Origin of the sequence: Burkholderia sp. KJ006 (assembly GCF_000262695.1) — a bacterium.
Taxonomy (GTDB): Bacteria; Pseudomonadota; Gammaproteobacteria; order Burkholderiales; family Burkholderiaceae; genus Burkholderia; species Burkholderia vietnamiensis.
On sequence record NC_017920.1, the window covers coordinates 1,410,774 to 1,436,529 of the forward strand.

General features: G+C 64.1%; 20 protein-coding genes, 1 tRNA gene and 1 pseudogene. 14 read left to right on the forward strand and 8 right to left on the reverse strand.

The window, feature by feature from the left end:
* Positions 1 to 4 precede the first annotated feature (4 nt).
* The 3 genes from pheT to MYA_RS06420 all read left to right on the forward strand — a co-directional run bounded on the left by pheT (position 5) and on the right by MYA_RS06420 (position 3,368).
* On the forward strand, positions 5 to 2,434 hold the full coding sequence (gene pheT, locus MYA_RS06410; protein WP_011884555.1) for a phenylalanine--tRNA ligase subunit beta: 2,430 nt from the start codon (positions 5 to 7) through the stop codon (positions 2,432 to 2,434).
* A gap of 72 nt (positions 2,435 to 2,506) precedes the next feature.
* The gene (locus MYA_RS06415; protein WP_011884557.1) at positions 2,507 to 2,893 is read left to right on the forward strand and encodes an integration host factor subunit alpha; all 387 of its coding nucleotides are present in this window, start codon (positions 2,507 to 2,509) and stop codon (positions 2,891 to 2,893) included.
* Positions 2,894 to 2,954: 61 nt separating this feature from the next.
* Positions 2,955 to 3,368 carry a MerR family transcriptional regulator gene (locus MYA_RS06420; protein ID WP_011884559.1) on the forward strand — a complete coding sequence of 138 codons (414 nt, stop codon included), beginning with the start codon at positions 2,955 to 2,957 and terminating at the stop codon, positions 3,366 to 3,368.
* A gap of 78 nt (positions 3,369 to 3,446) precedes the next feature.
* On the opposite strand, the gene MYA_RS06425 is transcribed toward MYA_RS06420, so the two are convergent.
* Complete coding sequence (locus MYA_RS06425) at positions 3,447 to 5,657, reverse strand: hypothetical protein (RefSeq protein WP_041493817.1); 2,211 nt, start codon at positions 5,655 to 5,657, stop codon at positions 3,447 to 3,449.
* Between the two features lie 322 nt (positions 5,658 to 5,979).
* Here MYA_RS06425 and MYA_RS06430 point away from each other — a divergent pair, with 322 nt between their 5' ends.
* Positions 5,980 to 6,699, forward strand: coding sequence for a class I SAM-dependent methyltransferase (locus MYA_RS06430; RefSeq protein WP_014722912.1), 720 nt, complete (start codon positions 5,980 to 5,982; stop codon positions 6,697 to 6,699).
* Positions 6,700 to 6,793: 94 nt separating this feature from the next.
* Positions 6,794 to 6,870: transfer RNA gene (locus MYA_RS06435), tRNA-Pro, on the forward strand.
* Positions 6,871 to 7,384: 514 nt separating this feature from the next.
* Here MYA_RS06435 and MYA_RS29395 read toward each other — a convergent pair.
* Together MYA_RS29395 and MYA_RS30940 are read right to left on the reverse strand one after the other, a co-directional pair.
* Positions 7,385 to 9,082: an arylsulfotransferase family protein gene (locus MYA_RS29395; RefSeq protein ID WP_238539582.1), complete on the reverse strand. Its 1,698-nt coding sequence runs from the start codon at positions 9,080 to 9,082 to the stop codon at positions 7,385 to 7,387.
* Positions 9,083 to 9,200: 118 nt separating this feature from the next.
* Complete coding sequence (locus tag MYA_RS30940; RefSeq protein ID WP_126220149.1) at positions 9,201 to 9,410, reverse strand: hypothetical protein; 210 nt, start codon at positions 9,408 to 9,410, stop codon at positions 9,201 to 9,203.
* Positions 9,411 to 10,458: 1,048 nt separating this feature from the next.
* On the opposite strand from MYA_RS30940, the gene bamC reads away from it, so the two are divergent.
* Positions 10,459 to 11,670: an outer membrane protein assembly factor BamC gene (gene bamC, locus MYA_RS06440; RefSeq protein WP_014722914.1), complete on the forward strand. Its 1,212-nt coding sequence runs from the start codon at positions 10,459 to 10,461 to the stop codon at positions 11,668 to 11,670.
* Between the two features lie 568 nt (positions 11,671 to 12,238).
* Here the strand turns inward: bamC and MYA_RS06445 are convergent.
* From MYA_RS06445 to MYA_RS06455, 3 genes are all read right to left on the reverse strand, one after another.
* A complete protein-coding gene (locus tag MYA_RS06445) occupies positions 12,239 to 12,496 on the reverse strand; it encodes a hypothetical protein (protein ID WP_011884572.1) in 258 nt (85 codons plus the stop codon).
* A 137-nt stretch (positions 12,497 to 12,633) separates the two neighbouring features.
* Positions 12,634 to 12,903 (reverse strand): hypothetical protein, encoded by a 270-nt coding sequence (locus MYA_RS06450; RefSeq protein ID WP_014722915.1) that lies wholly within the window; start codon positions 12,901 to 12,903, stop codon positions 12,634 to 12,636.
* A 219-nt stretch (positions 12,904 to 13,122) separates the two neighbouring features.
* Positions 13,123 to 13,839 (reverse strand): YdcF family protein, encoded by a 717-nt coding sequence (locus MYA_RS06455; protein ID WP_014722916.1) that lies wholly within the window; start codon positions 13,837 to 13,839, stop codon positions 13,123 to 13,125.
* 157 nt (positions 13,840 to 13,996) lie between these two features.
* Here MYA_RS06455 and MYA_RS06460 point away from each other — a divergent pair, with 157 nt between their 5' ends.
* Positions 13,997 to 14,314, forward strand: coding sequence for a hypothetical protein (locus MYA_RS06460; protein WP_011884575.1), 318 nt, complete (start codon positions 13,997 to 13,999; stop codon positions 14,312 to 14,314).
* 208 nt (positions 14,315 to 14,522) lie between these two features.
* Here the strand turns inward: MYA_RS06460 and MYA_RS29400 are convergent, their stop codons facing one another.
* Positions 14,523 to 14,774 (reverse strand): hypothetical protein, encoded by a 252-nt coding sequence (locus tag MYA_RS29400; RefSeq protein ID WP_014722917.1) that lies wholly within the window; start codon positions 14,772 to 14,774, stop codon positions 14,523 to 14,525.
* 199 nt (positions 14,775 to 14,973) lie between these two features.
* A pseudogene (locus MYA_RS06465) lies at positions 14,974 to 15,369 on the reverse strand (transposase); the annotation flags it as partial.
* Positions 15,370 to 15,797: 428 nt separating this feature from the next.
* Here MYA_RS06465 and MYA_RS06470 point away from each other — a divergent pair.
* The 7 genes from MYA_RS06470 (at position 15,798) to rbfA (ending at position 25,747) form a co-directional block, all read left to right on the forward strand.
* On the forward strand, positions 15,798 to 16,700 hold the full coding sequence (locus tag MYA_RS06470; RefSeq protein ID WP_041493818.1) for a LysR family transcriptional regulator: 903 nt from the start codon (positions 15,798 to 15,800) through the stop codon (positions 16,698 to 16,700).
* Positions 16,701 to 17,097: 397 nt separating this feature from the next.
* Positions 17,098 to 18,120, forward strand: coding sequence for an SMC-Scp complex subunit ScpB (gene scpB / locus MYA_RS06475; RefSeq protein WP_014722921.1), 1,023 nt, complete (start codon positions 17,098 to 17,100; stop codon positions 18,118 to 18,120).
* Positions 18,121 to 18,180: 60 nt separating this feature from the next.
* A complete protein-coding gene (gene rluB / locus MYA_RS06480) occupies positions 18,181 to 19,872 on the forward strand; it encodes a 23S rRNA pseudouridine(2605) synthase RluB (RefSeq protein ID WP_034195583.1) in 1,692 nt (563 codons plus the stop codon).
* Between the two features lie 414 nt (positions 19,873 to 20,286).
* Positions 20,287 to 20,745 (forward strand): ribosome maturation factor RimP, encoded by a 459-nt coding sequence (gene rimP, locus MYA_RS06485; RefSeq protein ID WP_011884583.1) that lies wholly within the window; start codon positions 20,287 to 20,289, stop codon positions 20,743 to 20,745.
* Complete coding sequence (gene nusA, locus MYA_RS06490; RefSeq protein WP_011884586.1) at positions 20,745 to 22,220, forward strand: transcription termination factor NusA; 1,476 nt, start codon at positions 20,745 to 20,747, stop codon at positions 22,218 to 22,220. The genes rimP and nusA overlap by 1 nt, the downstream gene beginning before the upstream one ends.
* A gap of 91 nt (positions 22,221 to 22,311) precedes the next feature.
* Positions 22,312 to 25,236 (forward strand): translation initiation factor IF-2, encoded by a 2,925-nt coding sequence (gene infB / locus MYA_RS06495; protein ID WP_014722923.1) that lies wholly within the window; start codon positions 22,312 to 22,314, stop codon positions 25,234 to 25,236.
* Positions 25,237 to 25,348: 112 nt separating this feature from the next.
* Positions 25,349 to 25,747, forward strand: coding sequence for a 30S ribosome-binding factor RbfA (rbfA, locus tag MYA_RS06500; protein WP_011884590.1), 399 nt, complete (start codon positions 25,349 to 25,351; stop codon positions 25,745 to 25,747).
* The last annotated feature ends 9 nt before the right edge of the window (positions 25,748 to 25,756 follow it).

Consider the following 25,756-nt stretch of genomic DNA (forward strand, 5'->3'; position numbering starts at 1 on the left):
ATCCATGCAATTCCCTGAATCCTGGTTGAGAACCTTTGTCGACCCGCAGCTGACGACCGACGAACTGTCGCACGCGCTGACGATGGCGGGGCTCGAAGTCGAGTCGCTGAGCAAGGCTGCGCCGCCGACGTCGAAGATCGTCGTCGGCCGCGTGCTCGAAGTCGTCAAGCATCCGGATGCGGACAAGCTCAATGTCTGCCAGGTCGACGCCGGCACCGGCGCGACGCTGAACATCGTCTGCGGCGCGCCCAACGTCGCGCCCGGCATCAAGGTGCCGGTCGCGCTGGTCGGCGCCGAGCTGCCGCCGGCCGAAGAGGGCGGCAAGCCGTTCGCGATCAAGCTGTCGAAGCTGCGCGGCGTCGAGAGCCAGGGGATGCTGTGCTCGGCGCGCGAGCTGAAGCTGTCCGAGGACCACAGCGGCCTGCTGATCCTGCCGGAAGACACGCCGGTCGGCCAGGACATCCGCGACACGCTGAACCTCGACGACACGATCTTCGAAATCAAGCTGACGCCGAACAAGGCCGATTGCCTGTCGGTGTTCGGTATCGCGCGCGAGACGGCCGCGATCACCGGCGCGCCGCTGACGCCGATCGACATCAAGCCGGCGCACGTCGAACTCGACGAAACGCTGCCGGTGCGCATCGCCGCGCCCGATCTGTGCGGCCGTTTCTCCGGCCGCGTGATCCGCGGCGTGAACGCGCGCGCGAAGACGCCGCAATGGATGGTCGAGCGCCTCGAGCGCGCGGGCCAGCGCAGCGTGTCGGCACTCGTCGACATCTCGAACTACGTGATGTTCGAACTCGGCCGCCCGTCGCACGTGTTCGATCTGGACAAGATTCACGGCGGCATCGAAGTGCGCTGGGGCAAGCGCGGCGAATCGCTGAAGCTGCTGAACGGCAACACGGTCGAGCTCGACGAAACGGTCGGCGTGATCGCCGACGACCGTCAGGTCGAAAGCCTCGCGGGCATCATGGGCGGCGACAGCACGGCCGTCACGCTCGATACGACCAACATCTATCTGGAAGCCGCGTTCTGGTGGCCCGACAGCATCCGCGGCCGCGCGCGCAAGTACAACTTCTCGACCGATGCCGCGCATCGCTTCGAACGCGGCGTCGACTACGCGACGACCGTCGAGCACGTCGAGCGCATCACGCAGCTGATTCTCGAGATCTGCGGCGGCAAGGCCGGCCCGGTCGACGATCAGGCCGTGAACCTGCCGCAGCGCGCGCCGGTGAAGATGCGCGTGTCGCGCGCGAACCGGATCATCGGCGTGAAGATCGACGCCGACGAGATCGCCAACATCTTCACGCGCCTCGGCCTGCCGTTCGAACGTGACGACGATGCGTTCCTCGTCACGCCGCCGTCGCACCGCTTCGACATCGAGATCGAGGAGGACCTGATCGAGGAAGTGGCGCGCATCTACGGCTTCGAGAAAATCCCGGCGCGTCCGCCGGTCGCGACGAGCGAGATGCGCGCGACCAACGAGACGCAGCGTTCGATCCACGACATCCGTCATGCGCTCGCCGCGCGCGACTACGCGGAAACGGTGAACTTCAGCTTCGTCGATGCCGAGTGGGAGCACGATTTCGCCGGCAACGACAATCCGATCCGCTTGCTGAATCCGATCGCGAGCCAGCTGTCGGTGATGCGCACGACGCTGTTCGGCAGCCTGATCTCGGTGCTGCGCCACAACCTGAATCGTCGCGCCGATCGCGTGCGGGTGTTCGAGGCGGGCCGCGTGTTCCTGACCGACCCGTCGGCGAAGGCCGGCGAGCTGACCGTCGAAGGCTATTCGCAGCCGAAGCGCGTCGGTGCGCTCGCTTACGGCCCGGCGCTCGACGAACAGTGGGGCGTCGCGACGCGCGCGGTCGACTTCTTCGACGTGAAGGGCGATCTCGAGGCGTTGCTCGCGCCCGCCGTCGCGCGCTTCGTGAAGGCCGAGCATCCGGCCCTGCATCCGGGACGCAGCGCACGCATCGAAATCGACGGTTGCGCGGTGGGCTGGATCGGCGAGCTGCATCCGCGCCTGATGCAGAAATACGAGCTGCCGCACGCGCCGGTGATGTTCGAGATCGATACGGAGGCGCTGATGGCGCGTGCGTTGCCGGCGCCGACCGACGTGTCGAAGTTCCCGCCGGTGCGGCGCGACATCGCCGTCGTCGTCGATCAGGCGGTCGAGGTTCAGGCGCTTTTCGACGAAATGAAGAAGGCGCTGGCCGAGGACGCGTGCCGATTCGTTCAGAAGGTTGTACTCTTCGACGAATTTCGTGCAAAATCAAACACTTCCGGTGGTCTTGCGGCGCATGAGAAAAGCCTGGCCTTCCGCGTGACGCTGCAGGACGCGGCCGGCACGCTGCAGGACGAGGTCGTCGATCAGGCGATCCACACGCTGGTCGAGCGGATGGCTCGCGTGGGCGCCCGCCTGCGCGGCTAAGGAGAGGGGCCACCCGTTCGCGGGTGGTTTTTCCCCATCGCAAGTTTTGATTTAACGCGCTGTATCGCAGATATGAACGACATGACCTCGAGTGAATTCGAAGCCCTCCTGACGGCGCAACGCAGCGCCATGAACCGCGACGCGTCCGCGCCGGTGTCCGCCGAGACGCCCACGCTGACGAAAGCGGAGCTGGCGGAGCTGCTGTTCGACAGCGTCGGGCTGAACAAGCGTGAAGCGAAGGACATGGTCGAGGCGTTTTTCGAAGTGATTCGCGACGCGCTGGAGAACGGCGAAAGCGTCAAGCTGTCGGGCTTCGGAAATTTCCAGCTGCGCGACAAGCCGCAGCGTCCGGGGCGCAACCCGAAAACGGGCGAGGCGATTCCGATCGCGGCCCGTCGCGTGGTCACGTTCCACGCGAGCCAGAAGCTGAAGGCGCTGGTCGAAAACGGCGCGGAGTAACGCCCGCGCGCCGATGTCCCCGCGCGGCCGCCGCGCGTCCTTTACCGACGGTTAACCGACGATGACCAACACGGTTGAGAAAGTCGTCCTGCCTCCGATTCCCGCGAAGCGCTACTTCACGATCGGCGAAGTCAGCGAGCTGTGCGGGGTCAAGCCGCATGTGCTGCGCTACTGGGAACAGGAGTTCACGCAGTTGCGGCCGGTGAAGCGGCGCGGTAACCGCCGGTATTACCAGCATCACGAAGTGCTGCTGATCCGGCGGATTCGCGAGCTGCTGTACGAACAGGGGTTCACGATCAACGGCGCGCGCAATCGCCTCGATTCGCCGGGCGGCGAGCGCGCCGCCGGGGCAGCGCCCGCGGGCGACGAGCGCGTCGCCGACGTACAGGCTGCGGGTGAGGCCGGTGGGGCGGTCGACGTGGCCGCATTGCGGCAAGCGCTCCTCGACGTGATCGACGGACTGAAACACGACTGACCGCAGATTGGTCGGCAAATGAAATGCCCGGTTGGCGCTGCGTCACCGGGCATTTTTCATAGCCGCCGCCCGTGCGTGTCAGCGCGCGGCGAGCGGATTCGGCTTGCCCATGTCGACCACCAGCGTGCCGTCCGGCAGCATCCGCACCGATCCTTGCGCGACCTGGCTGCGGTAATCGTACAGGTCGAAACGCATCGGGCCGGATGCGGCGGAATTGCGGATCAACGCGCGCACGTTCAGTTCGAGCACGTTGAACATCTTCATGTCGCCGCCTTCCATCCACATGTAGCTGCGTGCGTCGATCTGCGGCCGCTTCGGCAGCGGCGCGTCGGCGACGCGCCGGAACCTCAGGCGCAGACCGTCGGATTCGACCGTCGCCTTGGCGAGCTTGCCGTCGAGCAGCGGCGGCGGGAACACGGTGTACTGGTCCAGCACGAGCGTATCGCCGCGCAGCTCCGCGCCGCGGCGGCGCAGCGGCGTCAGCGACGCCAGCTCGATGCCGAGCGCGCGCAGCAGCTTCGCCTGCGGGATGCCGACCACCGACACCTGCGTCGGCTTGAATGTGAGGTGCCGGTCGTCCAGCACCGCCAGCGAGCCGGTCATGTCGGTGGGCAGCCATACGCCGGGCACGTGATTCCACAGCTTGATGCCGCCGCGCACGCGCAGGTCCTGGCCTTGCGCGCTCAGTTGCAGGTCGTTCAGCGAGCGCGGCGAGTAGTCGAGCAGATAGTTGTTGAAGAGCGCGGACATCGCCTTCCACGACTCGACGACCGTTCCGCCGAGAATGCGGATGTCGTACTGATTCGGATCGTCGAGATCGACCGGATCGCCGGCCCGTTTCGCAACGAGCTGGACGTCGAGATCCTCGACGTGGAAACCGATGTCCCCGGACAGGTTGAAGTCGACGTTGTGCAGATGGATCGTCGGGTTGCGGTTCGATACGTGGCGTTCGTTGAACGGGGTGGTCGAGGTGCGCCGCATCGCGACCTTGCGCATGCCGGCCGGCGGTGCGTTCGCGGCCAGCGCGGACGCTTCCCAGTGTTCGCGCGCGTCGCGCAGCGCGCTTTGCTGCGCGGCCAGGAAGCGGTCGTTCAGCCGCGCGGCCGCACTACCGAGCGCCGCGCTGCCGGCCGGCCCGGCATAGGACGGCATCCGGATCGTCATTGCACCGCTTTCGTCGAAGTTGAAGTAACCGGCCGACACCTGATCGCGATAGTGATACAGGTCGAACACGAAATTGCGATCACGCGTCGTCGAATCGACGGGGCCGATCAGGATGTCCGCGTTCATCGGCATCGAGCGCATGAACTTCACGTCGCCGCCGCGGATGTACATCGCCTGTTGCGACGCATTCGGCGGCAGCGCGAAGCCGGCATGCGAGCCGTCGTCGAGCGTCAGATCGAGGCCGGCCGGCGTCACGCGCAGCGCGGTGATCGTGATTTTCAGCCGCGGCGGCGGCATCAGCTTGTCGACCGACATCACGAGATCGTCGCCGGCCAGATGTGCGATCGGCGTCTCGATCTTCAGCAGGTCGGCCATCTTCACGTTCGCCGCGCGCATCACCGGCTGCGCGTTGATGCCCGACACGCGCACGCCGGTCGGGTGGAACACGAGTTGGCTGCCGTCGCGGATCGAGAGCGTGCCGGTCAGCGAGAACGGCACCCAGCCGTCGCGCCGCATCTCGCCTTGCAGATGGATCACGCCGTCGCCGGCCGATACCGCGAGCTTGCGCAGCGGCGCGTTGCGGTAACCGAAGATGTAGGTGTCGAAGAGGGCGGTCAGCTTCGCGTTGTCGAGCGTGACCGTGCCTTCGTGCACGTCGATCTCGAAGCTGGTCGGATCGTCGAACACGATCGGCGCGCCCGCTTGCGTCGGGACGAGCGTGGCGGACAGCTGGTGCACGAAGAAGCCGAGGTCGTTGACGATCCGGAAATCGACGTCGCGCAGGAACGTCATCGCGCCGCTCTGGCCGGAGTCGCGCAGCGTGAACGGGCGCGGTTGCGTGAGGCTGAGCGATGCGAGCGAAGGCACGGTTCGCGCGATCTGCTGCTCGCGGGCGAGGCGCTCGGCCTTGCTGCGCTCGATTCGCGTCGAGGCGGCCGACGCATTGCCGTCGCGCTGCGCGGCCGGTTCCGCGCATCCGGCACAGACAAGTGCGACGGCCAGCATCGCGCCGCCGAGCGCACGGGACGCACCGTGCAACGCGCGACCGGCCGCGTGCCGCGAGCCGGACCTCCAGTCGAAAATTGCCAAAGGCGAGCGATGGCCGCGCCGGACCGCATTCCGCATCGTCTGTCTCCATGTCTTGTCGTGATCGACGAGGGCGCGCCGTCAGTGCAACGCGCGTCCGTCGATGCTGAGCAGTGTGTCATAGCGCGCTAGAGCGGCGTAACCAAACAGCGACGGCGTATGCCGCAGTGCACGATGCGCGACGGCGCAATGGATTCGGGCCGGTGGGGCGGTGCGGTCAAACGGCCGTTTGGTTTTCGGCCCGACCTGTGGGCGACCGGTGGTCCGCGTCACATTGGCGCGCGTTCGGCCGGCGCGGCGCGGTAAGATCGCGATCAGGAGCCGTAGAAATCAAAGCATGGTGGCCGACACGGGGGGCGTCATGGATTTGAAGGAACTCGACGTATTGGGAGCCGATGTTGGCGATCACTGGTACTACGCGTCGAAGGCAGCGGCGATCCGCCGCTTCCTCGGCACGCGCGACGCGAAGCGGATCCTCGACGTCGGCGCGGGCTCCGGATTCTTTTCCAGGCACTTGCTCGAACGCACGCGGGCCACGGAGGCGTGGTGCGTCGACACCAGCTACGCCGACGATTCAGACGGCGAGGCCGCGGGCAAGCCCGTTCACTTCCGGCGAGCCGTCGATCGGTGCGACGCCGATCTCGTGTTGCTGATGGATGTCCTCGAGCACGTCGACGACGATGTCGGGCTGCTGGCGCACTACGTGGCCGGCGCGCCGGGCGGCAGCCGCTTCCTGATCACCGTTCCCGCGTTCCAGTTCCTCTGGAGCGCGCATGACGATTTTCTCGAGCACAAGCGCCGGTATACGCTCGAGGGTCTCGAGGACGTCGCTCGTCGCGCCGGGCTCGACGTCGAGCGCAGCGCGTACTATTTCGGCCTGACATTTCCGCTTGCGGCCGCGTTACGGTTGAGCGAGCGCATGCAGCGGCGCGCACGCGAACCCGCGTCGCAATTACGCCGCCATCATCCGGTCGTCAACGGTCTGCTCAAGCTGATCTGCCGGGCGGAGTTGCCGATGTTTCCATTCAACCGGCTCGCAGGACTCACGGTGGTGTGTATCGCGCGCAAGCGCGACGCGTGAGGCGGATCGTGTGGCAGGAAATTTCGTGCGGACTTCACAAAATGCATGCGACCCGTTCAAAACCGAAGAACTGTCTGTTATAATTTCATTCTTTCGGGGCGTAGCGCAGCCTGGTAGCGTACCTGCATGGGGTGCAGGTGGTCGGAGGTTCAAATCCTCTCGCCCCGACCAGGAATCAAGGCCTTACAAGCAATGCTTGTAAGGCCTTTTCCATTTGGGGCGGATTTTTTGCCCCAAGGTTTGCTTCGCAAGACGGATGGCTTTCGGGGGAGCCGCGGGGAATTGTCCGCGGGCGCGAAGCATCCGTGCCTTTTCGTTCTCTGGGTCTGCGGCCATCGCTCGGTGTCGACGCAAGCGGTTCGGTGAGCGTCATGTCGTGCTACAGAGCAGCTCACACGTACTCGACTCGTCGATCCGGCAGATTCTCTGGCGGAGGTGTGGACCGACGTCCCGAATCTGCTGTCGTTCAGTTCGCTCTGCAGCAGCAGGCCGCGGCACAGCATAGAACGGCTGCCTCACTGACCGCGCGCCGGCCACCAGTGCGGTGCTCACTGCGATCACACCGATACTGACATCGCGTCCATGCCGACCGCGGCAGGAGTCGCCGCTTACTGCGTCTTGCGGCGTCGTTGCCAGATTCTGCCGGGGATCCACTTATTGAGGACCGGGATTTCCAATAACCGCTTTATTTGAATATATTTTTAATATCAGAGACCCCGATAATTGCGCCAGCGTTGTCGATCGCCTTGACTTGAACATAAGCATAGCTATTCCCGGTCAAGGGGATTTTCGTCTCAAAACCGGTTTTCGCGCTGCTGGCTATGAGTCTCAAATTATTCGCGGCAGCACCGGCGTATACTTGCCAAGATCTCGTTTCCGTTGAACCGTTCCACGAAGCATATACGGCCGGGCCGCTGTTACCAGCTGCGACCGTTACGCTTGGCGGATAATATGGCGTAGCCACCCACGCCTGCCGATACGTCCGGTACGAGATATTGTCGCCAGCCATTTTTACGTCATACAGTGTGCTGGTCGCAGGCATTAATTCAGTGTTACCGGGCTGCGCAAATTCAGTGTAATACCCGTTCCCCCAGCCGATAAATTTATTGCCGTTTCCCAGCCATTGCATGTTTCCTTGCGCGGAGGAGAAGAGGTTTGGATTGTGGTAGTACGACGTCTGTGCCGTTGCGACCATGTTGTTGAAATCGAGATTCAGCACCAGGCCATGTGAAGGTGCGGTTCCTGGCGGAATTGATGCATAACAATCATCGCAAGCATCATCAAACATGCTGATTACATTATCGGAGATATAGCGGGCATCATGTTGCCATGAAAATTGCGCATTACCCGCGGGAATCTTGAAATCTCCGCTTCCGTCTCCAGCCAGCTTCCAGACAAATTCACCCGTGGGCTTGTGCAGGCGATAAACCGTCCAGGTGCTGCGGGCCGAGAACACGATATCGTTGTTATTATTCGCTACAAGATCCAATGAATTCAGGTGATAAGGGTCCCAGACATTACTGGTGGCGGTGGCAGTCGAGGCCGGGAGATGCGAGCTTTCCAACGCGATGTGGTCCTTCGCGTCCCAAAAAAAGACCAACTCATTTGTGGTCAGATCTACTTCCTGAATGGAAAAATCGTGGATTGCCCCATTTTTCGGTCCGCCATATGGCGTCAAATCCATGGGAACCACCTTGGTTGCCAGGAATAGTCCAGTATTGTTCGGCGTAATCAGAAATTCGTGATTGTCGGCAACAAAGCCATTGCGTGCGGAGACGGTTTTTATTGTCTGGTAACGGTTATTGACGATGTAATAACATGCTCCTGGCTCTGCTGCGCCGGACGGCAAGTTGGTGTAGGCGGGCGGTGTAGCAACGGTGCCTTGCCAGAAAGTCAAAACCGGCATGCCAAAGTATTGCTGGACGCGAAAATCAAAATTCATCAGGCTTACGCTATTCAATGCGTTAAACCACACCGGGTTTCCGGCATTGTCGGCAATTAACGCGCCATTCTGCCCATACATTGCGGTATTCGAGCCCGTATAAGGTGAATTGAAAATCAATCCCTCGGCCAGCTGCGCGGGATTGGAGTAATTGACATTCACTTTCATCGGGTGCAGATTTGGCGCGCTAACAAAGCTCCAGACTTGAGGGGATGCCAGAATGGGTGCTGGCGTGGTAGCCCCGGTATTCGATGGATAGACGTCGGTGGCACACGAGAAAACCTGCGACGTGACATTGTCGTCACCACCACATCCGGTTATCGCGCTCGACAATAAAACCGGTAATGCAGCCCGTCCAATACCTTTAATCTTGCAATTCAGGCGCGTCAGTTTCTGGTGAAAATATTTCCGTCTCATTGAATCCCCCTTCAGTGTTTTCATGAAAATCGGAGCGTCCAATGCATGACGGCGACGCGTACGCAAGCCGCCTGACCGCCCCGTTTTGCCATCGGCCCATCGCTGTCGCCACATGCGGGCTCTCGGTCGAGCGCCTGATAGATCAGGCGCTTATCATTGCCACGCGCACCGTATCGAATGAAACGAATTCCAACTCGCGATACGAAAAGGCCCGACGGCCTGCTTCAGCTTTTCGGCCGGTAAAGCGAGCCGGACGGGTACTCCTTGTCCGCGACCGCGAGGTACCCACGTCGAGGTTGTAGATGCTCGCGCCGGCGCGAGCCTTGCTGCCCCGGAACAGGCTCTTCATCATCGTGACGCTGGTCGCTCGCATCTGCGATGCAGGGCTGATCATGTAGACGGGGGCCGCTTGTCGCGCGCCCCGTTGGACTGGAACCGCGTCGCGTCGAACGACACGAGCGAATCGTAGTCCGCGGTAAGCTGCAGCGCCGTCGCGCGCGGCCTCGTTGCGGACGGGGGAAGAACGCTCACGCGTTGCCATCAAGCCCCCGAGGGCGAGCGCCGCGTCGTCATAGATCGCGCAGTTACCGGTGAACGCGGTGTCGACAAGCGTCAGCGTGCCCTTGCCGAAAGGGTAGATGGCCCTCGCGCATCGTTGTGCTCGAACCGCCAGTGGCGGATGGTCATGGCAAAGCCGGCCGGGTCGCTGTACGACTCGAGTGCGCGTCCGGCGCGGCGCGGAGCGCCAGTTTCTGCTCCAAGGCAACGGCATTGGCCTCAATGTGGGCTTCCTTTTTAGGTCTACCGATTCGTCTTCGCTTCAGCGGGTCTTCGCCTGAACCGATGTGGGCTCGCGCCTTATCGCGCGCTTCCCGGATCTCTCGAATTGCCCCGGTCGATCGGTCGCGCAGTGAAAACCGCACGGAGATCCCGTTCAAACCTGCGCGGACGATGCCGAAGATTCCCTGTCCGTCGGCAAGACGTCGTCGGTCGGCGGCCGGTGTCGGTGTTGCCGTTCTCTCCTCGTGAGTCCCGTCGTCGCTTTCTTCGCAAGGAACAAATTTTTGCCCCCACATTTGCTCGCACGATTTCGGAGGCCCGTCGTGCATTCTAGCGGCCCCAATTGAGCTCGGAGTGGTCAATTAGTCGTTTAAAATCAAAGAAGTGTGCAATAGTGGATCGGCGGGGATGCGGTGGGAATGACTTGGGGCCTGCATGGGGGCCGGGTGGCCGAAAGTTCAAATCCTCTCGCCCCGACCAGATAAGAACCCGCGTCAGTTCAAGCCGACGCGGGTTCTTTCTTGTCGGTCGCTTTTTTGCACAGCCCGGCGCAGCCCCGGTAAAATGCAAGGTTGATCCACGGAAAGCGCCGTGATTTAGCGGAAGAGGATTCCCCGAACATGACTGATCTTCGTCTTACCATGCGGTTCGCTGCAGTGCTCGCCGCCGGCGCGCTCGTCGCCGGTTGCGGTACGTCGTCGCCCACGAAAGTGGACTACAAGAGCGATTCGAAATCGAAGGAAGCGTCGCTCGCAGTGCCGCCCAACATGCTCGACGAGACGGCCGATCAGCGTTCGCTGCCGCCCCAGGGCGGCGCGACTTCCCTGTCCGCGCTCAACCAGGTGCAGCAGGCAGCACCGCCGACGGACACCGTCGCACCGGCCGTCAGCGGCATGCACATCCAGCGCGACGGCACCGAGAGCTGGCTCGTGATCGACGGCAGAAAGCCTGCCGAGATCTGGCCGCAGGTGCGCCGCTTCTGGCAGGAGCAAGGTTTCCTGCTGGTCGTCGATCAGCGCGACAAGGGCGTGATGGAAACCGACTGGAACGAAACCCACCCGCAGATCAACGACGGCCTGATTCGCAGCGTGATCTCGAAGGCGATGGGCAATTCCTACGTGACGGCCGAGCGCAACAAGTACCGCACCCGCCTCGATACCGCGCCGAACGGTGGCACCTACGTGTTCATCAGCCAGAAGGGCATGCGCGAGGCGATCACCGGCGCGAACAACGATTCGAGCAAGTGGGAAGCGAAGCCGAACGATCCCGCGCTCGAGGCCGAATACCTGAAGCGCCTGATGGCGGTGCTCGCTCAGAACGAGCAGCGGGCGAAGAACGGCGAGCCGCCGATCGCCAACATCAAGGACAACACGGTCGTCGTGAAGGACAAGAAGGCCGATACCGACGCAGCGAAGGCCGCGGCTGCGGCGATCGCTGCGCAGAACGTCGCTCGCACGTCATCGCAGGCGAACGACGTCGAGACGAGCGCAGTGCCGTCCGAAGTCACGCTCGGCGAGCCGTACGATCGGTCGTGGCTGCATGTCGGCCTGGCGCTGGATCGTGCGAACTTCACGGTCGACGATCGCGACCGCACGAAGGGCCTCTATTTCGTCCGGTACGTCGATCCGAAGGATCTGAGCGCGGCCGAGCAGGGCTTCTGGAGCCAACTGTTCCACGGCAAGAAGGAAAAGCAGGCGAAGCAGTATCGCGTGAACGTGAAGGCGCTGACGCCCGACCAGACGCGCGTGGCCGTGGTCGACGATTCCGGTGCGATCGATACGTCGTCGCCGGCGCGGCAGATCATGGCGCTGCTCGTGAACCAGCTGCGCTGATCGTCGCGAGATCCCGTCTCGTAAAGCCCGCCGCTCGGCGGGCTTTTTTTATGTTCGCGCGCCGCAAGCCTGCATGCGTGCCATGACCGATGCCTGTTGGGATGTTACGTAACATCCTCGCGTTACGGCGACACGATGGCCCACATCGTTTCCGTACGCTCCGGAATTCCGTTAAAAATCAATGGTGTGCGCGACAAATCGCGCTTGGCATGCAACCTGCTTTATAAGTTGGAATCGTTAGGGCAGGGAGGATGGCGTCAGATGCCGGGCGTGCGTCGCGAGCGCCCGACCAACGGTGTCGATGTCCGCATATGCCGGTGCAACGAGCGCCGGCGCATTCGATGATGATCCGCGCAGCGCGCGGATTTCGATGGCCCCGTCGCCTATCCTCGTAGGGCGACGGTTTTGCCCGCGCTTCGTCTGAAGCGCGGGCAATTTTTTTGGCAGCAGAAGTGACGGTGGAGGCCGCTGCGCTGCGGCTCGAGCGGCAGCGGACCGTGCTCGCCGTTTTCGAGCAACTACGCGGCGTCGGCGTGGCGGCGCGAGTGCCGGCCGCGACAGCAAGCGATCAATGTGACGCGCTGGGAACGTCGAGAATCAGGATGATCGTCCAGTCGGCATCGCCGTCGTGGTGATACTGGCGTTCTGCGACGATGAACGGTTGCTGCTTGCCTTGCGGACCGAGGAAAAGCACGTCGCCTTCCATCGGCAGACATTCGATCGGCGGCAGCGCGAGGAAGGCATCGGCCGAACCGCGCGGCATCAGTTGCTTGATCTGGCGAGTGGCTGCTTCGGTCCACTCGATGTCGAGTTGAATGTTGCTCATGCTGTCCTCCGCACCGGCGGTGCGTACGAGTGGAAAATTTCGGTGCGCGACTTTAGCACAGCGCGCGGGCAGCACAACCAAAAAAGCCGAACCCGGTTGCCCGGATTCGGCTTTTCGCTTGTGCGGTGCCGTCGAACTTACTGGCTGGCAGCGTCTGCCGGGGCGGCCTTCTTGGCGGCCTTCTTCGTTGCCTTGTGGTGGGCAGCCTTCTTGCCGTGATGCTCTTCGTGCATCATCGGCTGAGCCGCTTCGGCCGCTTGCTGCTGTTGCAGCGCCTGCGCGCGTTGCTCGATTTCGGCGATTTTTGCGGGATCGGTGATCGTCTGGATTTGCGTGCTCTCTTGCGCATACGCTGCGCCAGTCAGCGCCGACATCGCGACCAGAATAGCCAGGGACGTCTTCTTCATTGCTTTACCTCCGCTAAAGTGGTGATGAACCCGAATGTTGCCGTTTTCTGGCGACCGCAAACGAGTGCGTGACGAGTGTAACAAAAGTGACGGATCAATGTGAACCGGATCGCCGCGCGGCGCAACCCCTCGTTGAAGTCGCGCAACACTTCGCTAAATTCGTCATGCGCATGCCGTTCGGCGCAGTGTAGTGGCGGTCGGTCACGGGTCGCAACGCCTTCAAAACCAGCCGAGTTGCCGATATACGTAGAACTGGGCGATACCGATGAGCTCGTGCACCGCCTGGTTCGCCGCCGCCAGATTGCGCCAACGGGGCAGCAAGCCGCATTGCGCGAGCCGGCGGTTCGCGTACACCGGCTGCGGATCGATGCCGAAGTGACGGAAATCGAGTAGCGCGCGCCGCATTTGGTACGACGACGTGACGAGAATGCGCGAGTCGTCATGTTGTGAGCGTAGTATAGACGCAGTGAACTTGGCGTTTTCGTAGGTCGTGCGGCTGTCGGGTTCGAGAATGAGGTCAGCCGGTGCAACGCCCTGTGCGAGCAACAGGCGGCCATAGACGGCAGCCTCGGTGTCGCCGTGACGCTGCGGGTCGCCGCCCGACATTACGACGGTGCAGCGGATCGTCTGTTCGCGACAGACGCGATAGAGCGCAGCGGTTTTGCGGATTCGCGCTTCGCCATCGGGTGGCGGTCGCAGGCCGTTGTCGCTGCGGCGCGTCCCGGTGCCGAGCACGATCAACGTCGTTCGCCCGTGCATGTCGGGGTGCTCGACGGGTGCGACGCCAGCTTCGCTCCATGCGATCAGCGGGGCGGCGAGCCATCCGGTGGCGAGCAGCCAGAACACTGCGGCGGCGGCGATGGCGATGTGCCGCCGCTGCTTGCGACAGAGCATGAAACAGATGAAGAGAAGTGCAAATGAATCGAACAGAATCAATTTGATTGGGGTATGGTGTCTTTTTATGGATCAGTGACGATCCAGCCTTGACGCGACGCCGAATCTCGGCCCCCAGAACCGGTGGCGGTATCCGCGGGTGGTGATTTTGCCCGACGTGCCGCTTCGCATTGTCGCTGCACTTTAAGAAAGAATCGAGATGGCCACGTATTCCAACGAAGCGGTGCTCGACGCATTGAGACGAGTGCAGTACCGCCAGGTACCGTGGGCGCGCCGCCCGGGCGTGTTCGAGTATCTCCGGTCGCTGGGGCTGATGGACACGGTCAGGCAGAAAACCGTCGCTCCTGCACCGGGTTTTCATGCCCCGGTCGACATCGCGGTACTCACCGACAGCGGTCGAGCCGAATGTGCGCGCCTCGAGCGCGACGAGAAATTGCTCTCCTGGGTCGATCGTCGTATGGACGACTACGTATTGAGCGATGCGGGCGCCATGTCGATCCTCGAAAGCCGCCTCTAGCAGCGCACTCCCTTCCTCGCCCGTCCGCTCGCGGGCGATGTCAAAAAAAAGCCCGTATCGCGAGGATACGGGCGTACCGGATACTTTTGCTGTTGCCACGCTGTGCTCATGGCAACCATGTGACTCGTCGGCTGGCGGCCAGTTCCCCAAGCGAGGGATTTTCTTTAGGGAACCGTTGCGATGCGACGTACCAATATCGGACTGCAGACTACGGATGACGCCGCGGCTCAGACAACTGCGGGCCGATGCGCGCGCGTGCATTGCTTGCAATGTCGCCGCGCAAATCGCCACGCGGCACCGTCTGCCGATTGAACGATGCCGGCGGTGGTTGCTGGCGAAGGGTGGTGCGGTGATCCTGCTGGCGGTGAGGCGGTTTCGCGCGATCGTCAGCGCGTGCGGGGGCGGTCAGCGCCAGCGAAATCACAATGCCCCATGCAACGAGCAGTGACATTGGTTTCATGGCGGGCTCCCTTCAAGCCGTCGGTGCGGCTTGTTGATATTTCGCTAAGGTAAGCGCGGGAGTGCAGGCTTGCTGTAAATATTAGTAAATAGATGTATCGCTACGCGACAACGACGCCGACGGGACGACCGTCGCGTGCACGACGCCGCGGCGCCAAAACGAACCGGGCGGCCGAAGCCGCCCGATCACGGATGCGTTACGCCATCTTCACGGGTGCGCGCCACGATTCCGGGTTGGTCCAGAACGCGCCGCGCAGGCGGTCGCGGCTGGGCGGTGCGGGCGGCTTTGCCGCAGTTGCGCCGATCCGGCCGCGCAGCGAGATCTGACGGCCGTTCGTGCCGAGTCGCTTGACGATTTCGGCGAGCGTACCATCAGCCTGCCATTCGTCGAAACGACGGCGGCAGGTCGGCGGCGACGGGTAGCGGCCGGGCAGCTTCGACCAGCCTTCGCCGGTCGACAGTACCCAGAGCACGGCGTTGACCACCGAACGGGCCTCCACGCGGGGACGGCCGCGTCGTTCGCTCCGAGCCGGCTCCGAGCAAAACAGACCCTCGACCAGCGCCCATTCGTTATCTCTCAAATCGTCGAACAGCATCATGTCCTCACCTCAGCGAAGCTAACTCCGGTGCGCTGCCCTGCGCCGCGCACTCTTCAAGCACTCGAGCGTCGAGTGCCAGGTGGGGGCGTCCGGTTGGCCGGCAGCGGCGTTTCTGCCTTCCGCCCGACGAAACCTGCGCCCTGTACGCCATCTCACGCATGAAGCGTGCCATGTCTGGGGCGATACCCTCGAGAGCCGCTTGGCAGCGGGCTGACGGCTAAGTCAGCTAGGGGCGTATAAGACGCCAAAATAACCCGCCAGCAAATCGGGACAATCACCAATCTTGTGCAAGTCGCCCGCGTCACGTGCGTTTGCGGTGATATTGCACCGCAGCGAAACATGGCCGATAGGCGCTCGATCGGCGTGTCGTCGCTCGGCAGGCATTAGAATCGCGCATCGATGGCGACGATTGATGAGGGGTGGAGATGAACGTAACGCTGCGGCAGCTTCGCGTATTCATCGAAGTCGCGCGGCTCAGCAGCTTCAGCCGCGCGGGCGACGAGATCGGGCTCACGCAGTCCGCGGTCAGCCGGTGCGTGCGTGAGCTCGAGGCCGAGCTCGGGCTGAAACTGATCGACCGGACCACGCGCGACGTGCAGCTGACCGACGTCGGCGCCAATCTGATCGCGAGCGTGTCGCGCCTGATCGACGATCTCGACGATACGTTGCGTGAAATTCGCGAGATCGGCGAACAACGGCGCGGGCGCGTGATCGTCGCCGCGAGCCCGACGATTGCCTGCCGACTGATGCCGCGCGTCGTGGCGGCGTGCGAGCGCCAGTTTCCGTTCGTCACGCTGGGGCTGCGCGACGACGTGCAGAGCGACGTGCTGCGCAAGGTGAAATCGAGCGAAGTCGATTTCGGCGTGGTCATCGGCCCGCTCGCTGCCGGCGATCTCGTCTGCGAACCGTTGATGACCGATTCGTTCTGCCTCGTAGCGCGCGCCGATCATCCGCTCGCGGCGCGCAACTCGGTGCCGTGGGCGGCGCTCGAGGGTGAGCGCCTCGTGCTGCTCGACCACGCGTCCGGAAGCCGGCCGCTGATCGACGCCGCGCTGGCCGCTCACCGCGTCAACGCGACGGTCGTGCAGGAACTCGGTCATTCGGCGACCGTGTTCGGGCTCGTCGAAGCCGGCGTCGGCGTGAGCGTGCAGCCGTGGCTGTCGTTGCCGCTGCCCGCCGGATCGACGCTGGTCGCGCGGCCGCTCATGCCGCGCACCGAGCGCACCGTGGAACTGGTGCGCCGCCGTGACCGGTCGCTGTCGCCCGCCGCGCAGGCGATCTGGGAGCTGGTGCGCCAGATGCCGTCGAGGGCGGAGGATCTGGACTAGGCGTGGGTTGTGCGCATGTGCGTCTACGGCGTGGGTCGTGTGTTTCGACGCCGATTTTCGAGCACCGCTTGCGTGCACGCCACGCGCCGACGCCGACACTGTGCCGCATGGCCGACCCGCACCGCAGCCGGAATGGAGCAGCGTGGTATGAGGCGGAGTAGTGCGATCGGCTTATCTTTACGCACCGGGCAATTTTGCGTAATATGGCGCTCAGTCACGCGGTTCCGCCGTTGAGCCGTGCTGTTCCGTCCGGTTTGGGCCTGGCTTGAAGTTGGTTCGCCGCCCCCGGTTCGTGCTCCCATCAATATGACCGATCAGAATCGGGCGAGCGCGTCTTCCGTTCCTTTCGTCTGTTCGTTGATCCGGTTCGTTTGACCACAGGGTCTGGCCTAGCTGCATGAATACCCAAGAGGCGAAGATCGTCCTCGAGACTGCTTTGATCTGTGCGCAGGAGCCGCTGAAGCTCGGCGATTTGCGTAAGCTCTTTGCCGACGGCGTGTCGGCTGACACGGTCCGCACGTTGCTCGAAGATCTGAAACAGGATTGGTCCGGCCGAGGCGTCGAACTGGTGGCGCTGGCAACCGGATGGCGCTTCCAGAGTAAGCCGGCGATGCGCCATTTTCTGGATCGCCTGCATCCCGAGAAGCCGCCGAAATATTCGCGCGCGGTGCTCGAAACGCTCGCGATCATCGCGTATCGGCAGCCGGTCACGCGCGGCGACATCGAAGAGATTCGCGGCGTCACGGTCAATACGCAGGTGGTGAAGCAGCTCGAGGATCGCGGCTGGATAGAGGTGATCGGCCATCGCGACGTGCCGGGCCGCCCGGCGCTGTACGCGACGACCAAGCAGTTCCTCGACGACCTCGGCCTGAAGGCGCTCGACGATCTGCCGGCGCTCGAGGAGCCCGCGGCGAACATCGAGGCCGCGCTGCTTGCCCAACAGGCGATGGATTTCGACGGCGATGCGGCGGTTGCGGAAGCGGAGCCGGAGGCCGTCGAACCGGCGGCCGACGAGCCGCATGACGCACCGAATGAATTGCCGGTCGACGCTGCCACGGGCGCAGCGTCGACGCAGGAAACGCCGAATCGCGATACGCTGCAAGCTGATCGCGCCCAGGCGGAGCAGGGCGGCGCCGAAGCAGCGCCGGCCGGCGTGCAGCCCGAGCCGCTGCACGAGCAATGGAACGAGGAAGACCGCAAGCCGGCCGCCGATGCGGCTGCCGGAGACGGAGCGGAAGCGGCCGGCGACATGCCGGGCGAGGCTGGCCAGGCCGATGCCTCGCGCTCCCGTCCCGCGGACGGCGAGATGCTGGACGATACGTCCGACAGCCTGGCCGATGCCGTACGCAGTGCGAGCGCGCCCCGCGGCGCCGACGCGCTGCCCGACGACGAAGCAGAACCCGAACAGCGCCGCGCCTGATCGCGGCCGACTTCTTGCCGCGCCCGGGCCGGGCGCGAGACCTGACATTTTGAGGTTGTTTTGACAGATATCCACGATATTGAATCGTCCGCGCCTGCCGTGCAGGCCGCGCGTGCTGACGATGCGCCGGAGCAGGACGCTGGCGCCGCGGGTGGTGACGAACGTCCCCGTCGCGGCCTGCGGCGCGGCCCGCGCAGCCTGATCGCGCGCCGGCGCGCTGCTGCCAAATCGAAGGGCGCCGATGGCGAACCGCAAGGCGGCGAAGCCGCGGATGCGCCGCCGGCCGACGCTGCCGACGCGCAACCCGCGCGTGCGCCGCGCAAGGACGCAGCGGCCAAGGGCGGCCGCAAGCCGGCCGGCAAGCGCGAAGGTGCGGCCAAGGCCGCGCAGGGCGGTCAGGGGCGGCGCGGCGGCGCGGCCAAAACCGACGGCGCCGTCGCGAATGCCGGCACCGAGGCGGCATCGCAGGACGATCTGTTCGCCTACGTGACGTCGCCGGCGTTCGACGCGGACAACGCCGCGGGCGGCAGCGGCGTGCGTGCGCCGATGCTGCGCCGCGGCCGCGCCCAGCCGGCGAATAAGCGCGTGCTGTCGCCGGACGACGATGCGCCGAAGCTCCACAAGGTGCTGGCGGAAGCCGGCATGGGTTCGCGCCGCGAAATGGAAGAGCTGATCGTTGCCGGCCGCGTGTCGGTGAACGGTGAGCCCGCGCACATCGGCCAGCGCATCATGCCGACCGACCAGGTCCGCATCAACGGCAAGCCGGTCAAGCGCAAGCTGCCCAACAAGCCGCCGCGCGTGCTGCTGTACCACAAGCCGACCGGCGAAATCGTCAGTCACGCCGACCCGGAAGGTCGTCCGTCGGTGTTCGATCGCCTGCCGCCGATGAAGACGGCGAAATGGCTGGCGGTCGGCCGTCTCGACTTCAACACCGAAGGTCTGTTGATGCTGACGACGTCGGGCGATCTCGCGAACCGTTTCATGCATCCGCGCTACAGCGTCGAGCGTGAATACGCGGTGCGCGTGGTCGGCGAGCTGTCCGAGGGGATGCGTCAGAAGCTGCTGCACGGTGTCGAGCTCGACGACGGTCCGGCGAACTTCCTGCGCATCCGCGATGGCGGCGGCGAAGGCACGAACCACTGGTATCACGTCGCACTGGCCGAGGGCCGCAACCGCGAAGTGCGGCGGATGTTCGAGGCGGCCGGCCTGATGGTGAGCCGCCTGATCCGCACGCGTCACGGCCCGATTCCGCTGCCGCGCGGGCTCAAGCGCGGTCGTTGGGAAGAGCTCGACGAGGCGCAGGTGCGCAAGCTGATGGCGACCGTCGGCCTGAAGGCGCCGTCCGAAGAAAAGGGCAAGCGCGCCGGCGGCCAGCAGGAGCGCCGCCAACCCGATCCGATGCAGACGTCGATGGGCTTCATCAGCCGCGAGCCGGTGCTGACGACGCATGGTCAGCTCGATCAGCCGCGTCGCGGCGGCGGCCGGCGCGGCGCGCCCGGCCTGCCTGGCCTGAGCGGCTACGGCAGCCTGCCGGTTGCGCCGTCGGGCTATGGCAATCGCTCGGGCGGTCGCGATGTCGACGGCAATCGTGCGTCGTATGGCGCCGGTCCGAAGCGTGAAGGCGCGGGTGGCAAGCGAGGCGCCGGCAAGGGCGGCCCGCGCACCGCGAACGGCAATCGTGCCGACGGCGCCGGCAACGGCGGTGCGCGCGGCGGCCAGCGTCCGCAGCGCAATCGCTCGCGCGGTCGCTGACCGTTCGCGCAAACGACGGCGGCATGACGCCGCCGATGTGCCGGCGAAATCGGCGCACGCCGATTCGGCCGGTATCTCGCCCGCTGTTTTCGACTGTATATATGTCGTGTTGCCGGATTGTGCCGCGTGGTCGGGCAGTCCGGCTTCGCATTTTTGGCCGGTAAAGGCGGGCTGAACGCTGCTTTAACCGGCTGGCTTGGCGATTGCGCTAAAAAACGCTATAATCGCGGAGTCGCTGGGCGTACGGATTCAATGTGCGGCTCAGGTGCGACCACCAGTAAGAGAAGATGGGCGTTCCGCCCATTTTTTTTTGCTGAAACGGTTAGGCATCTCGGGTAGCGCTTCCTGCGCCGGCTAAGGCGCGCGCCCGCGGGTGAATCGCGAGCGGCGGGCGCGAACACCTGAGAGGACACTGTGCAACTGACGGAACTGATAGAAACCACGGTCACCGGGCTCGGCTATGAGCTCGTGGATCTCGAGCGCACCGGGCGCGGCATGCTTTGCATCTATATCGATCAGCCTGCCGGCATTTCGCTCGACGATTGCGAAAAGGTGACGCGTCAGCTCCAGCACGTCTTGACGGTCGAAAACATCGATTACGAACGGCTCGAAGTCTCGTCCCCGGGGCTCGACCGCCCGTTGAAGAAACTGGCCGACTTCGAGCGCTTCGCCGGCAGCGAAGTTTCCGTGACCTTGAAAAAGCCGCTGGACGGGCGCAAGACGTACCGGGGCATTCTGCACGCGCCGAATGGCGAAACGATCGGTTTGGAATTTGAGAGGAATAAGGGCGAGGCCGCCATGCTGGATTTCACGCTGGCCGATATCGACAAAGCCCGCCTGATTCCGCAAGTTGACTTTAGGAGCCGCAAATAATGAGTCGCGAAGTGTTGATGCTGGTGGATGCGCTGGCGCGCGAGAAAAACGTCGACAAGGATGTGGTGCTGGGCGCCCTCGAGGCCGCGCTCGCTTCCGCTTCCAAGAAGCTGTTCGACGAAGGCGCCGAAATCCGCGTCCATATCGATCGCGAAAGCGGCGAGCACGAAACCTTCCGTCGCTGGCTCGTCGTGCCCGACGAGGCAGGCTTGCAGGAGCCGGATCGCGAGATCCTGCTGTTCGAAGCACGTGAGCAGAAGCCCGACGTCGAAGTCGGCGAATTCATCGAGGAACCGGTGCCGTCGATCGAGTTCGGCCGGATCGGCGCGCAGGCTGCCAAGCAGGTGATCCTGCAGAAGGTGCGCGACGCCGAGCGCGAGCAGATCCTGAACGACTACCTCGAGCGCGGCGAAAAGATCATGACCGGTACGGTCAAGCGCCTCGACAAGGGCAACTTCATCGTCGAATCGGGCCGCGTCGAAGCGCTGCTGCGCCGCGACCAGTTGATCCCGAAGGAAAACCTGCGCGTGGGCGACCGCGTGCGTGCGTACATCGCGAAGGTCGACCGCACCGCGCGCGGCCCGCAGATCGAACTGTCGCGTACCGCGCCCGAGTTCCTGATGAAGCTGTTCGAGATGGAAGTGCCGGAAATCGAGCAGGGCCTGCTCGAGATCAAGGCGGCCGCGCGCGATCCGGGCGTGCGCGCGAAGATCGGCGTGATCGCATACGACAAGCGCATCGATCCGATCGGCACCTGCGTCGGCATCCGCGGCTCGCGCGTGCAGGCCGTGCGCAACGAGCTCGGTGGCGAAAACATCGACATCGTGCTATGGTCGGAGGATCCCGCCCAGTTCGTGATCGGCGCGCTCGCGCCGGCAGCCGTCCAGTCGATCGTCGTCGATGAAGAAAAGCACTCGATGGACGTCGTCGTCGACGAGAACGAGCTGGCCGTCGCGATCGGCCGCAGCGGTCAGAACGTTCGCCTTGCCAGCGAACTGACCGGCTGGCAAATCAACATCATGACGCCGGACGAATCCGCCCTGAAGCAGGGCGAAGAACGCGAACGGCTGCGTGCATTGTTCATGGCGCGTCTCGACGTCGATGAAGAAGTCGCCGACATCCTGATCGACGAGGGCTTCACGAGCCTCGAAGAGATCGCCTACGTGCCGCTCAACGAAATGCTCGAAATCGAGGCGTTCGACGAGGACACCGTGCACGAACTGCGCAACCGCGCACGCGACGCGCTGCTGACGATGGCGATCGCGAACGAAGAAAAGGTTGAGAACGCTGCGCTGGATCTGAAGAGCCTCGACGGCATCACGCCGGAGTTGCTCACGAAGCTGGCCGAACACGGCGTGCAGACGCGCGACGATCTCGCCGAGCTTGCTGTGGATGAACTGGTCGACATGACCGGAGTGGAAGAGGATGCCGCTAAGGCGTTGATCATGAAAGCACGTGAACATTGGTTCCAGTGAGAAATGACCATGGCGCACTGATTTGATGGCGGCCGTATGGCCTGACCCGATGCTAACCGCAAGGAATCGGTCCTTGCACTAAGAGGAATGAATGGCGAGTAACAACGTAGCCCAATTTGCCGCGGAACTGAAAATGCCTGCTGGTGTGCTGCTCGAACAGCTGCAGGCAGCGGGCGTCCAGAAAGCGAGTGAAGACGATGCGCTGTCCGAGACGGACAAGGCGCGTCTGCTCGATCATTTGCGCAAGTCGCACGGCGCAACCGACGGCGACAAGCGCAAGATCACGCTGACCCGCAAGCATACGTCGGAGATCAAGCAGTCTGACGCGACGGGCAAGGCTCGCACCATTCAGGTCGAGGTCCGCAAGAAGCGTACGTTCGTCAAGCGCGACGACGTCGCCGAAGGTGCGGAACAGGGTCAGGCGCAAGTCGCCGAAGCGGACGACGATGCAGAACTGAAGCGTCGCGAGGAAGAAGCGCGCCGCGAAGCCGAGCTGCTCGAGCAGCAGGCGCAGGAGCTGCGCGAGCGTCAAGAGCGCCTCGAGCGTGAAGAAGCCGAGCGCCGCGCCCGCGAGGAAGCGGCCGAAGCCGAGCGCCGTCGTGCCGAAGAAGAGGCAGCGGCCAAGCGTGCGGCGGCGGAAGCCGCAGCGGCGCAGCAGGCTGCCGCGCAGCAAGCCGCCGAAGCGAAGCAGGAAGCGCCGGGCGCGCAGTCCGCGCAGGAAGAAGCACGCGCGGCTGCCGAGCGTGCAGCGCAGCGCGAAGCGGCGAAGAAGGCCGAGGACGCAGCCCGAGAGGCGGCGGACAAGGCGCGCGCCGAGCAGGAAGAGATTCGCAAGCGTCGCGAGGCGGCCGAAGCCGAAGCGCGCGCGATTCGCGAAATGATGAACACGCCGCGCAAGGCAGTCGTGAAGGCCGTCGAGCCGCCGAAGCCGGTCGAGGCACCGAAGCCCGCCGAGGCGAAGGGCACGCTGCACAAGCCGGCGAAGCCGGCAGGCGCAGGCGTGCAGGCACGTCCGGCCGTGAAGAAGCCGGCCGGTGCGACGCCGGCCACGACGCAGGCGCCGGCAGCAGGCGCGGGCGACCGCAACAAGAAGCCGGGCGGCGGCAAGGGCGGCTGGCAGGACGACGCAGCGAAGCGTCGCGGCATCAAGACGCGCGGCGATTCGAGCGGCGGCGTCGACCGCGGCTGGCGCGGCGGCCCGAAGGGGCGCGGCCGTCACCAAGACAGCGCATCGACGTTCCAGGCACCGACCGAACCGATCGTGCGTGAAGTGCACGTGCCGGAAACCATTTCGGTTGCCGATCTCGCGCACAAGATGTCGATCAAGGCCTCGGAAGTCATCAAGGTGATGATGAAGATGGGCCAGATGGTCACGATCAACCAGGTGCTCGACCAGGAAACGGCGATGATTGTCGTCGAGGAACTGGGCCACCGTGCGGTCGCGGCCAAGCTGGACGATCCGGAAGCGCTGCTGGTCGAAGGCGAAACGAGTTCGGACGCCGAGCAGCTGCCGCGTCCGCCGGTCGTCACGGTGATGGGTCACGTCGACCACGGCAAGACCTCGCTGCTCGACCACATCCGCCGCGCGAAGGTTGCCGCAGGCGAAGCGGGCGGCATTACGCAGCACATCGGCGCATACCACGTCGAAACGCCGCGCGGCGTCATCACGTTCCTCGACACGCCGGGTCACGAGGCCTTCACGGCCATGCGTGCACGCGGCGCGAAGGCGACCGACATCGTGGTGCTGGTGGTGGCGGCCGACGACGGCGTGATGCCGCAGACGAAGGAAGCCATCGCTCACGCGAAGGCGGGCGGTGTGCCGATCGTCGTGGCGATCAACAAGATCGACAAGCCGGAAGCGAACCCGGATCGCGTCAAGCAGGAGCTGGTCGCGGAAGGCGTCGTGCCGGAAGAGTACGGCGGCGATTCGCCGTTCGTGCCGGTGTCGGCGAAGACGGGCGCAGGCATCGACGATCTCCTCGAGAACGTGCTGCTGCAGGCCGAAGTGCTGGAACTGAAGGCACCGGTCGAGGCGCCGGCCAAGGGTATCGTGATCGAAGCGAAGTTGGACAAGGGCAAGGGCCCGGTCGCGACGATCCTGGTGCAGTCGGGTACGCTGAACCGCGGTGACATCGTGCTGGCAGGCTCGGCTTACGGCCGCGTGCGTGCGATGCTCGACGAGAACGGCAAGCCGACGAAGGAAGCCGGCCCGTCGATCCCGGTCGAAATTCAGGGTCTGTCGGAAGTGCCGGGCGCAGGCGAGGAAGTGATCGTGCTGCCGGACGAGCGCAAGGCGCGCGAAATCGCGTTGTTCCGCCAGGGCAAGTTCCGCGACGTCAAGCTGGCGAAGCAGCAGGCCGCGAAGCTGGAAAGCATGCTCGAGCAGATGGGCGAAGGCGAAGTGCAGAACCTGCCGCTCATCATCAAGGCCGACGTGCAGGGCTCGCAGGAAGCACTCGTGCAGTCGCTGCTCAAGCTGTCGACCGACGAAGTGCGTGTGCAGATCGTGCACAGCGCGGTGGGCGGCATCAGCGAAAACGACGTCAACCTCGCGACGGCATCGAAGGCGGTCATCATCGGCTTCAACACGCGTGCGGATGCACAGGCGCGCAAGCTGGCCGAAGCGAACGGCATCGACATCCGCTACTACAACATCATCTATGACGCAGTGGATGAGGTGAAGGCGGCGATGTCGGGCATGCTGGCGCCGGAGAAGCGCGAAGTCATCACCGGTATGGTCGAGGTGCGCCAGGTGTTCAAGGTGCCGAAGATCGGTACGGTCGCCGGCTGTATGGTCACCGACGGTATCGTCAAGCGCTCGTCGTCGGTGCGCGTGCTGCGCAACAACGTCGTGATCTTCACGGGCGAACTCGAATCGCTGAAGCGCTTCAAGGACGACGTGAAGGAAGTCAAGCAAGGCTTCGAGTGCGGTATGTCGGTGAAGAACTTCAACGACATCGTCGAAGGCGACCAGTTCGAAGTCTTCGAAGTGACCGAAGTCGCCCGTACGCTGTAATCGTCGCGTATCGGCTCGTGGGCGGGGCAGGCTTGGGCCTGTCCCGCCCATTTTCATGGCGGCGCGCCAACGGTGCGCCGCTTCATCCTGATAAACGGATCACGGATCGATCATGTCCAGGAAACGTACTTCCCCCAATCGCAACGTACAGATCGCCGACCAGATTCAGCGCGATCTGTCCGAGCTCATCATGCGCGAGGTCAAGGATCCGCGCATCGGCATCGTGACCATCCAGAGCGTGGAGCTCACGCCGGACTACGCGCACGCGAAGGTCTACTTCACGGCGCTCACCGGCGATCCCGAGAAGACGCAGGAAGCGCTGAACCACGCGTCGGGCCATCTGCACAACCTGTTGTTCAAGCGCCTGCACATTCACACGGTGCCGACGCTGCATTTCCATTACGACCAGACGATCGAGAAGGCCGTCGAGATGTCGCGGCTGATCAAGGAAGCCAACTCGACGCGCGCGAAGGACGACGACGAAGCCGGCGCGCCCGCGCAGGACGATTGAGCGCACGCG

What these genes read in the sequence shown, in the direction of transcription:
- infB (WP_014722923.1), top strand. Translation starts at nt 22,312, where the DNA reads ATGGCGAGTAACAACGTAGCCCAATTTGCCGCGGAACTGAAAATGCCT.
- nusA (WP_011884586.1), top strand. Translation starts at nt 20,745, where the DNA reads ATGAGTCGCGAAGTGTTGATGCTGGTGGATGCGCTGGCGCGCGAGAAA.
- pheT (WP_011884555.1), top strand. Translation starts at nt 5, where the DNA reads ATGCAATTCCCTGAATCCTGGTTGAGAACCTTTGTCGACCCGCAGCTG.
- MYA_RS06445 (WP_011884572.1), bottom strand. Translation starts at nt 12,496, where the DNA reads ATGAGCAACATTCAACTCGACATCGAGTGGACCGAAGCAGCCACTCGC.
- MYA_RS06450 (WP_014722915.1), bottom strand. Translation starts at nt 12,903, where the DNA reads ATGAAGAAGACGTCCCTGGCTATTCTGGTCGCGATGTCGGCGCTGACT.
- MYA_RS06430 (WP_014722912.1), top strand. Translation starts at nt 5,980, where the DNA reads ATGGATTTGAAGGAACTCGACGTATTGGGAGCCGATGTTGGCGATCAC.
- MYA_RS29400 (WP_014722917.1), bottom strand. Translation starts at nt 14,774, where the DNA reads ATGAAACCAATGTCACTGCTCGTTGCATGGGGCATTGTGATTTCGCTG.
- MYA_RS30940 (WP_126220149.1), bottom strand. Translation starts at nt 9,410, where the DNA reads ATGATGAAGAGCCTGTTCCGGGGCAGCAAGGCTCGCGCCGGCGCGAGC.
- MYA_RS29395 (WP_238539582.1), bottom strand. Translation starts at nt 9,082, where the DNA reads ATGAAAACACTGAAGGGGGATTCAATGAGACGGAAATATTTTCACCAG.
- MYA_RS06415 (WP_011884557.1), top strand. Translation starts at nt 2,507, where the DNA reads ATGAACGACATGACCTCGAGTGAATTCGAAGCCCTCCTGACGGCGCAA.
- MYA_RS06460 (WP_011884575.1), top strand. Translation starts at nt 13,997, where the DNA reads ATGGCCACGTATTCCAACGAAGCGGTGCTCGACGCATTGAGACGAGTG.
- scpB (WP_014722921.1), top strand. Translation starts at nt 17,098, where the DNA reads ATGAATACCCAAGAGGCGAAGATCGTCCTCGAGACTGCTTTGATCTGT.
- MYA_RS06470 (WP_041493818.1), top strand. Translation starts at nt 15,798, where the DNA reads ATGAACGTAACGCTGCGGCAGCTTCGCGTATTCATCGAAGTCGCGCGG.
- rbfA (WP_011884590.1), top strand. Translation starts at nt 25,349, where the DNA reads ATGTCCAGGAAACGTACTTCCCCCAATCGCAACGTACAGATCGCCGAC.
- MYA_RS06420 (WP_011884559.1), top strand. Translation starts at nt 2,955, where the DNA reads ATGACCAACACGGTTGAGAAAGTCGTCCTGCCTCCGATTCCCGCGAAG.
- MYA_RS06425 (WP_041493817.1), bottom strand. Translation starts at nt 5,657, where the DNA reads ATGCGGAATGCGGTCCGGCGCGGCCATCGCTCGCCTTTGGCAATTTTC.
- bamC (WP_014722914.1), top strand. Translation starts at nt 10,459, where the DNA reads ATGACTGATCTTCGTCTTACCATGCGGTTCGCTGCAGTGCTCGCCGCC.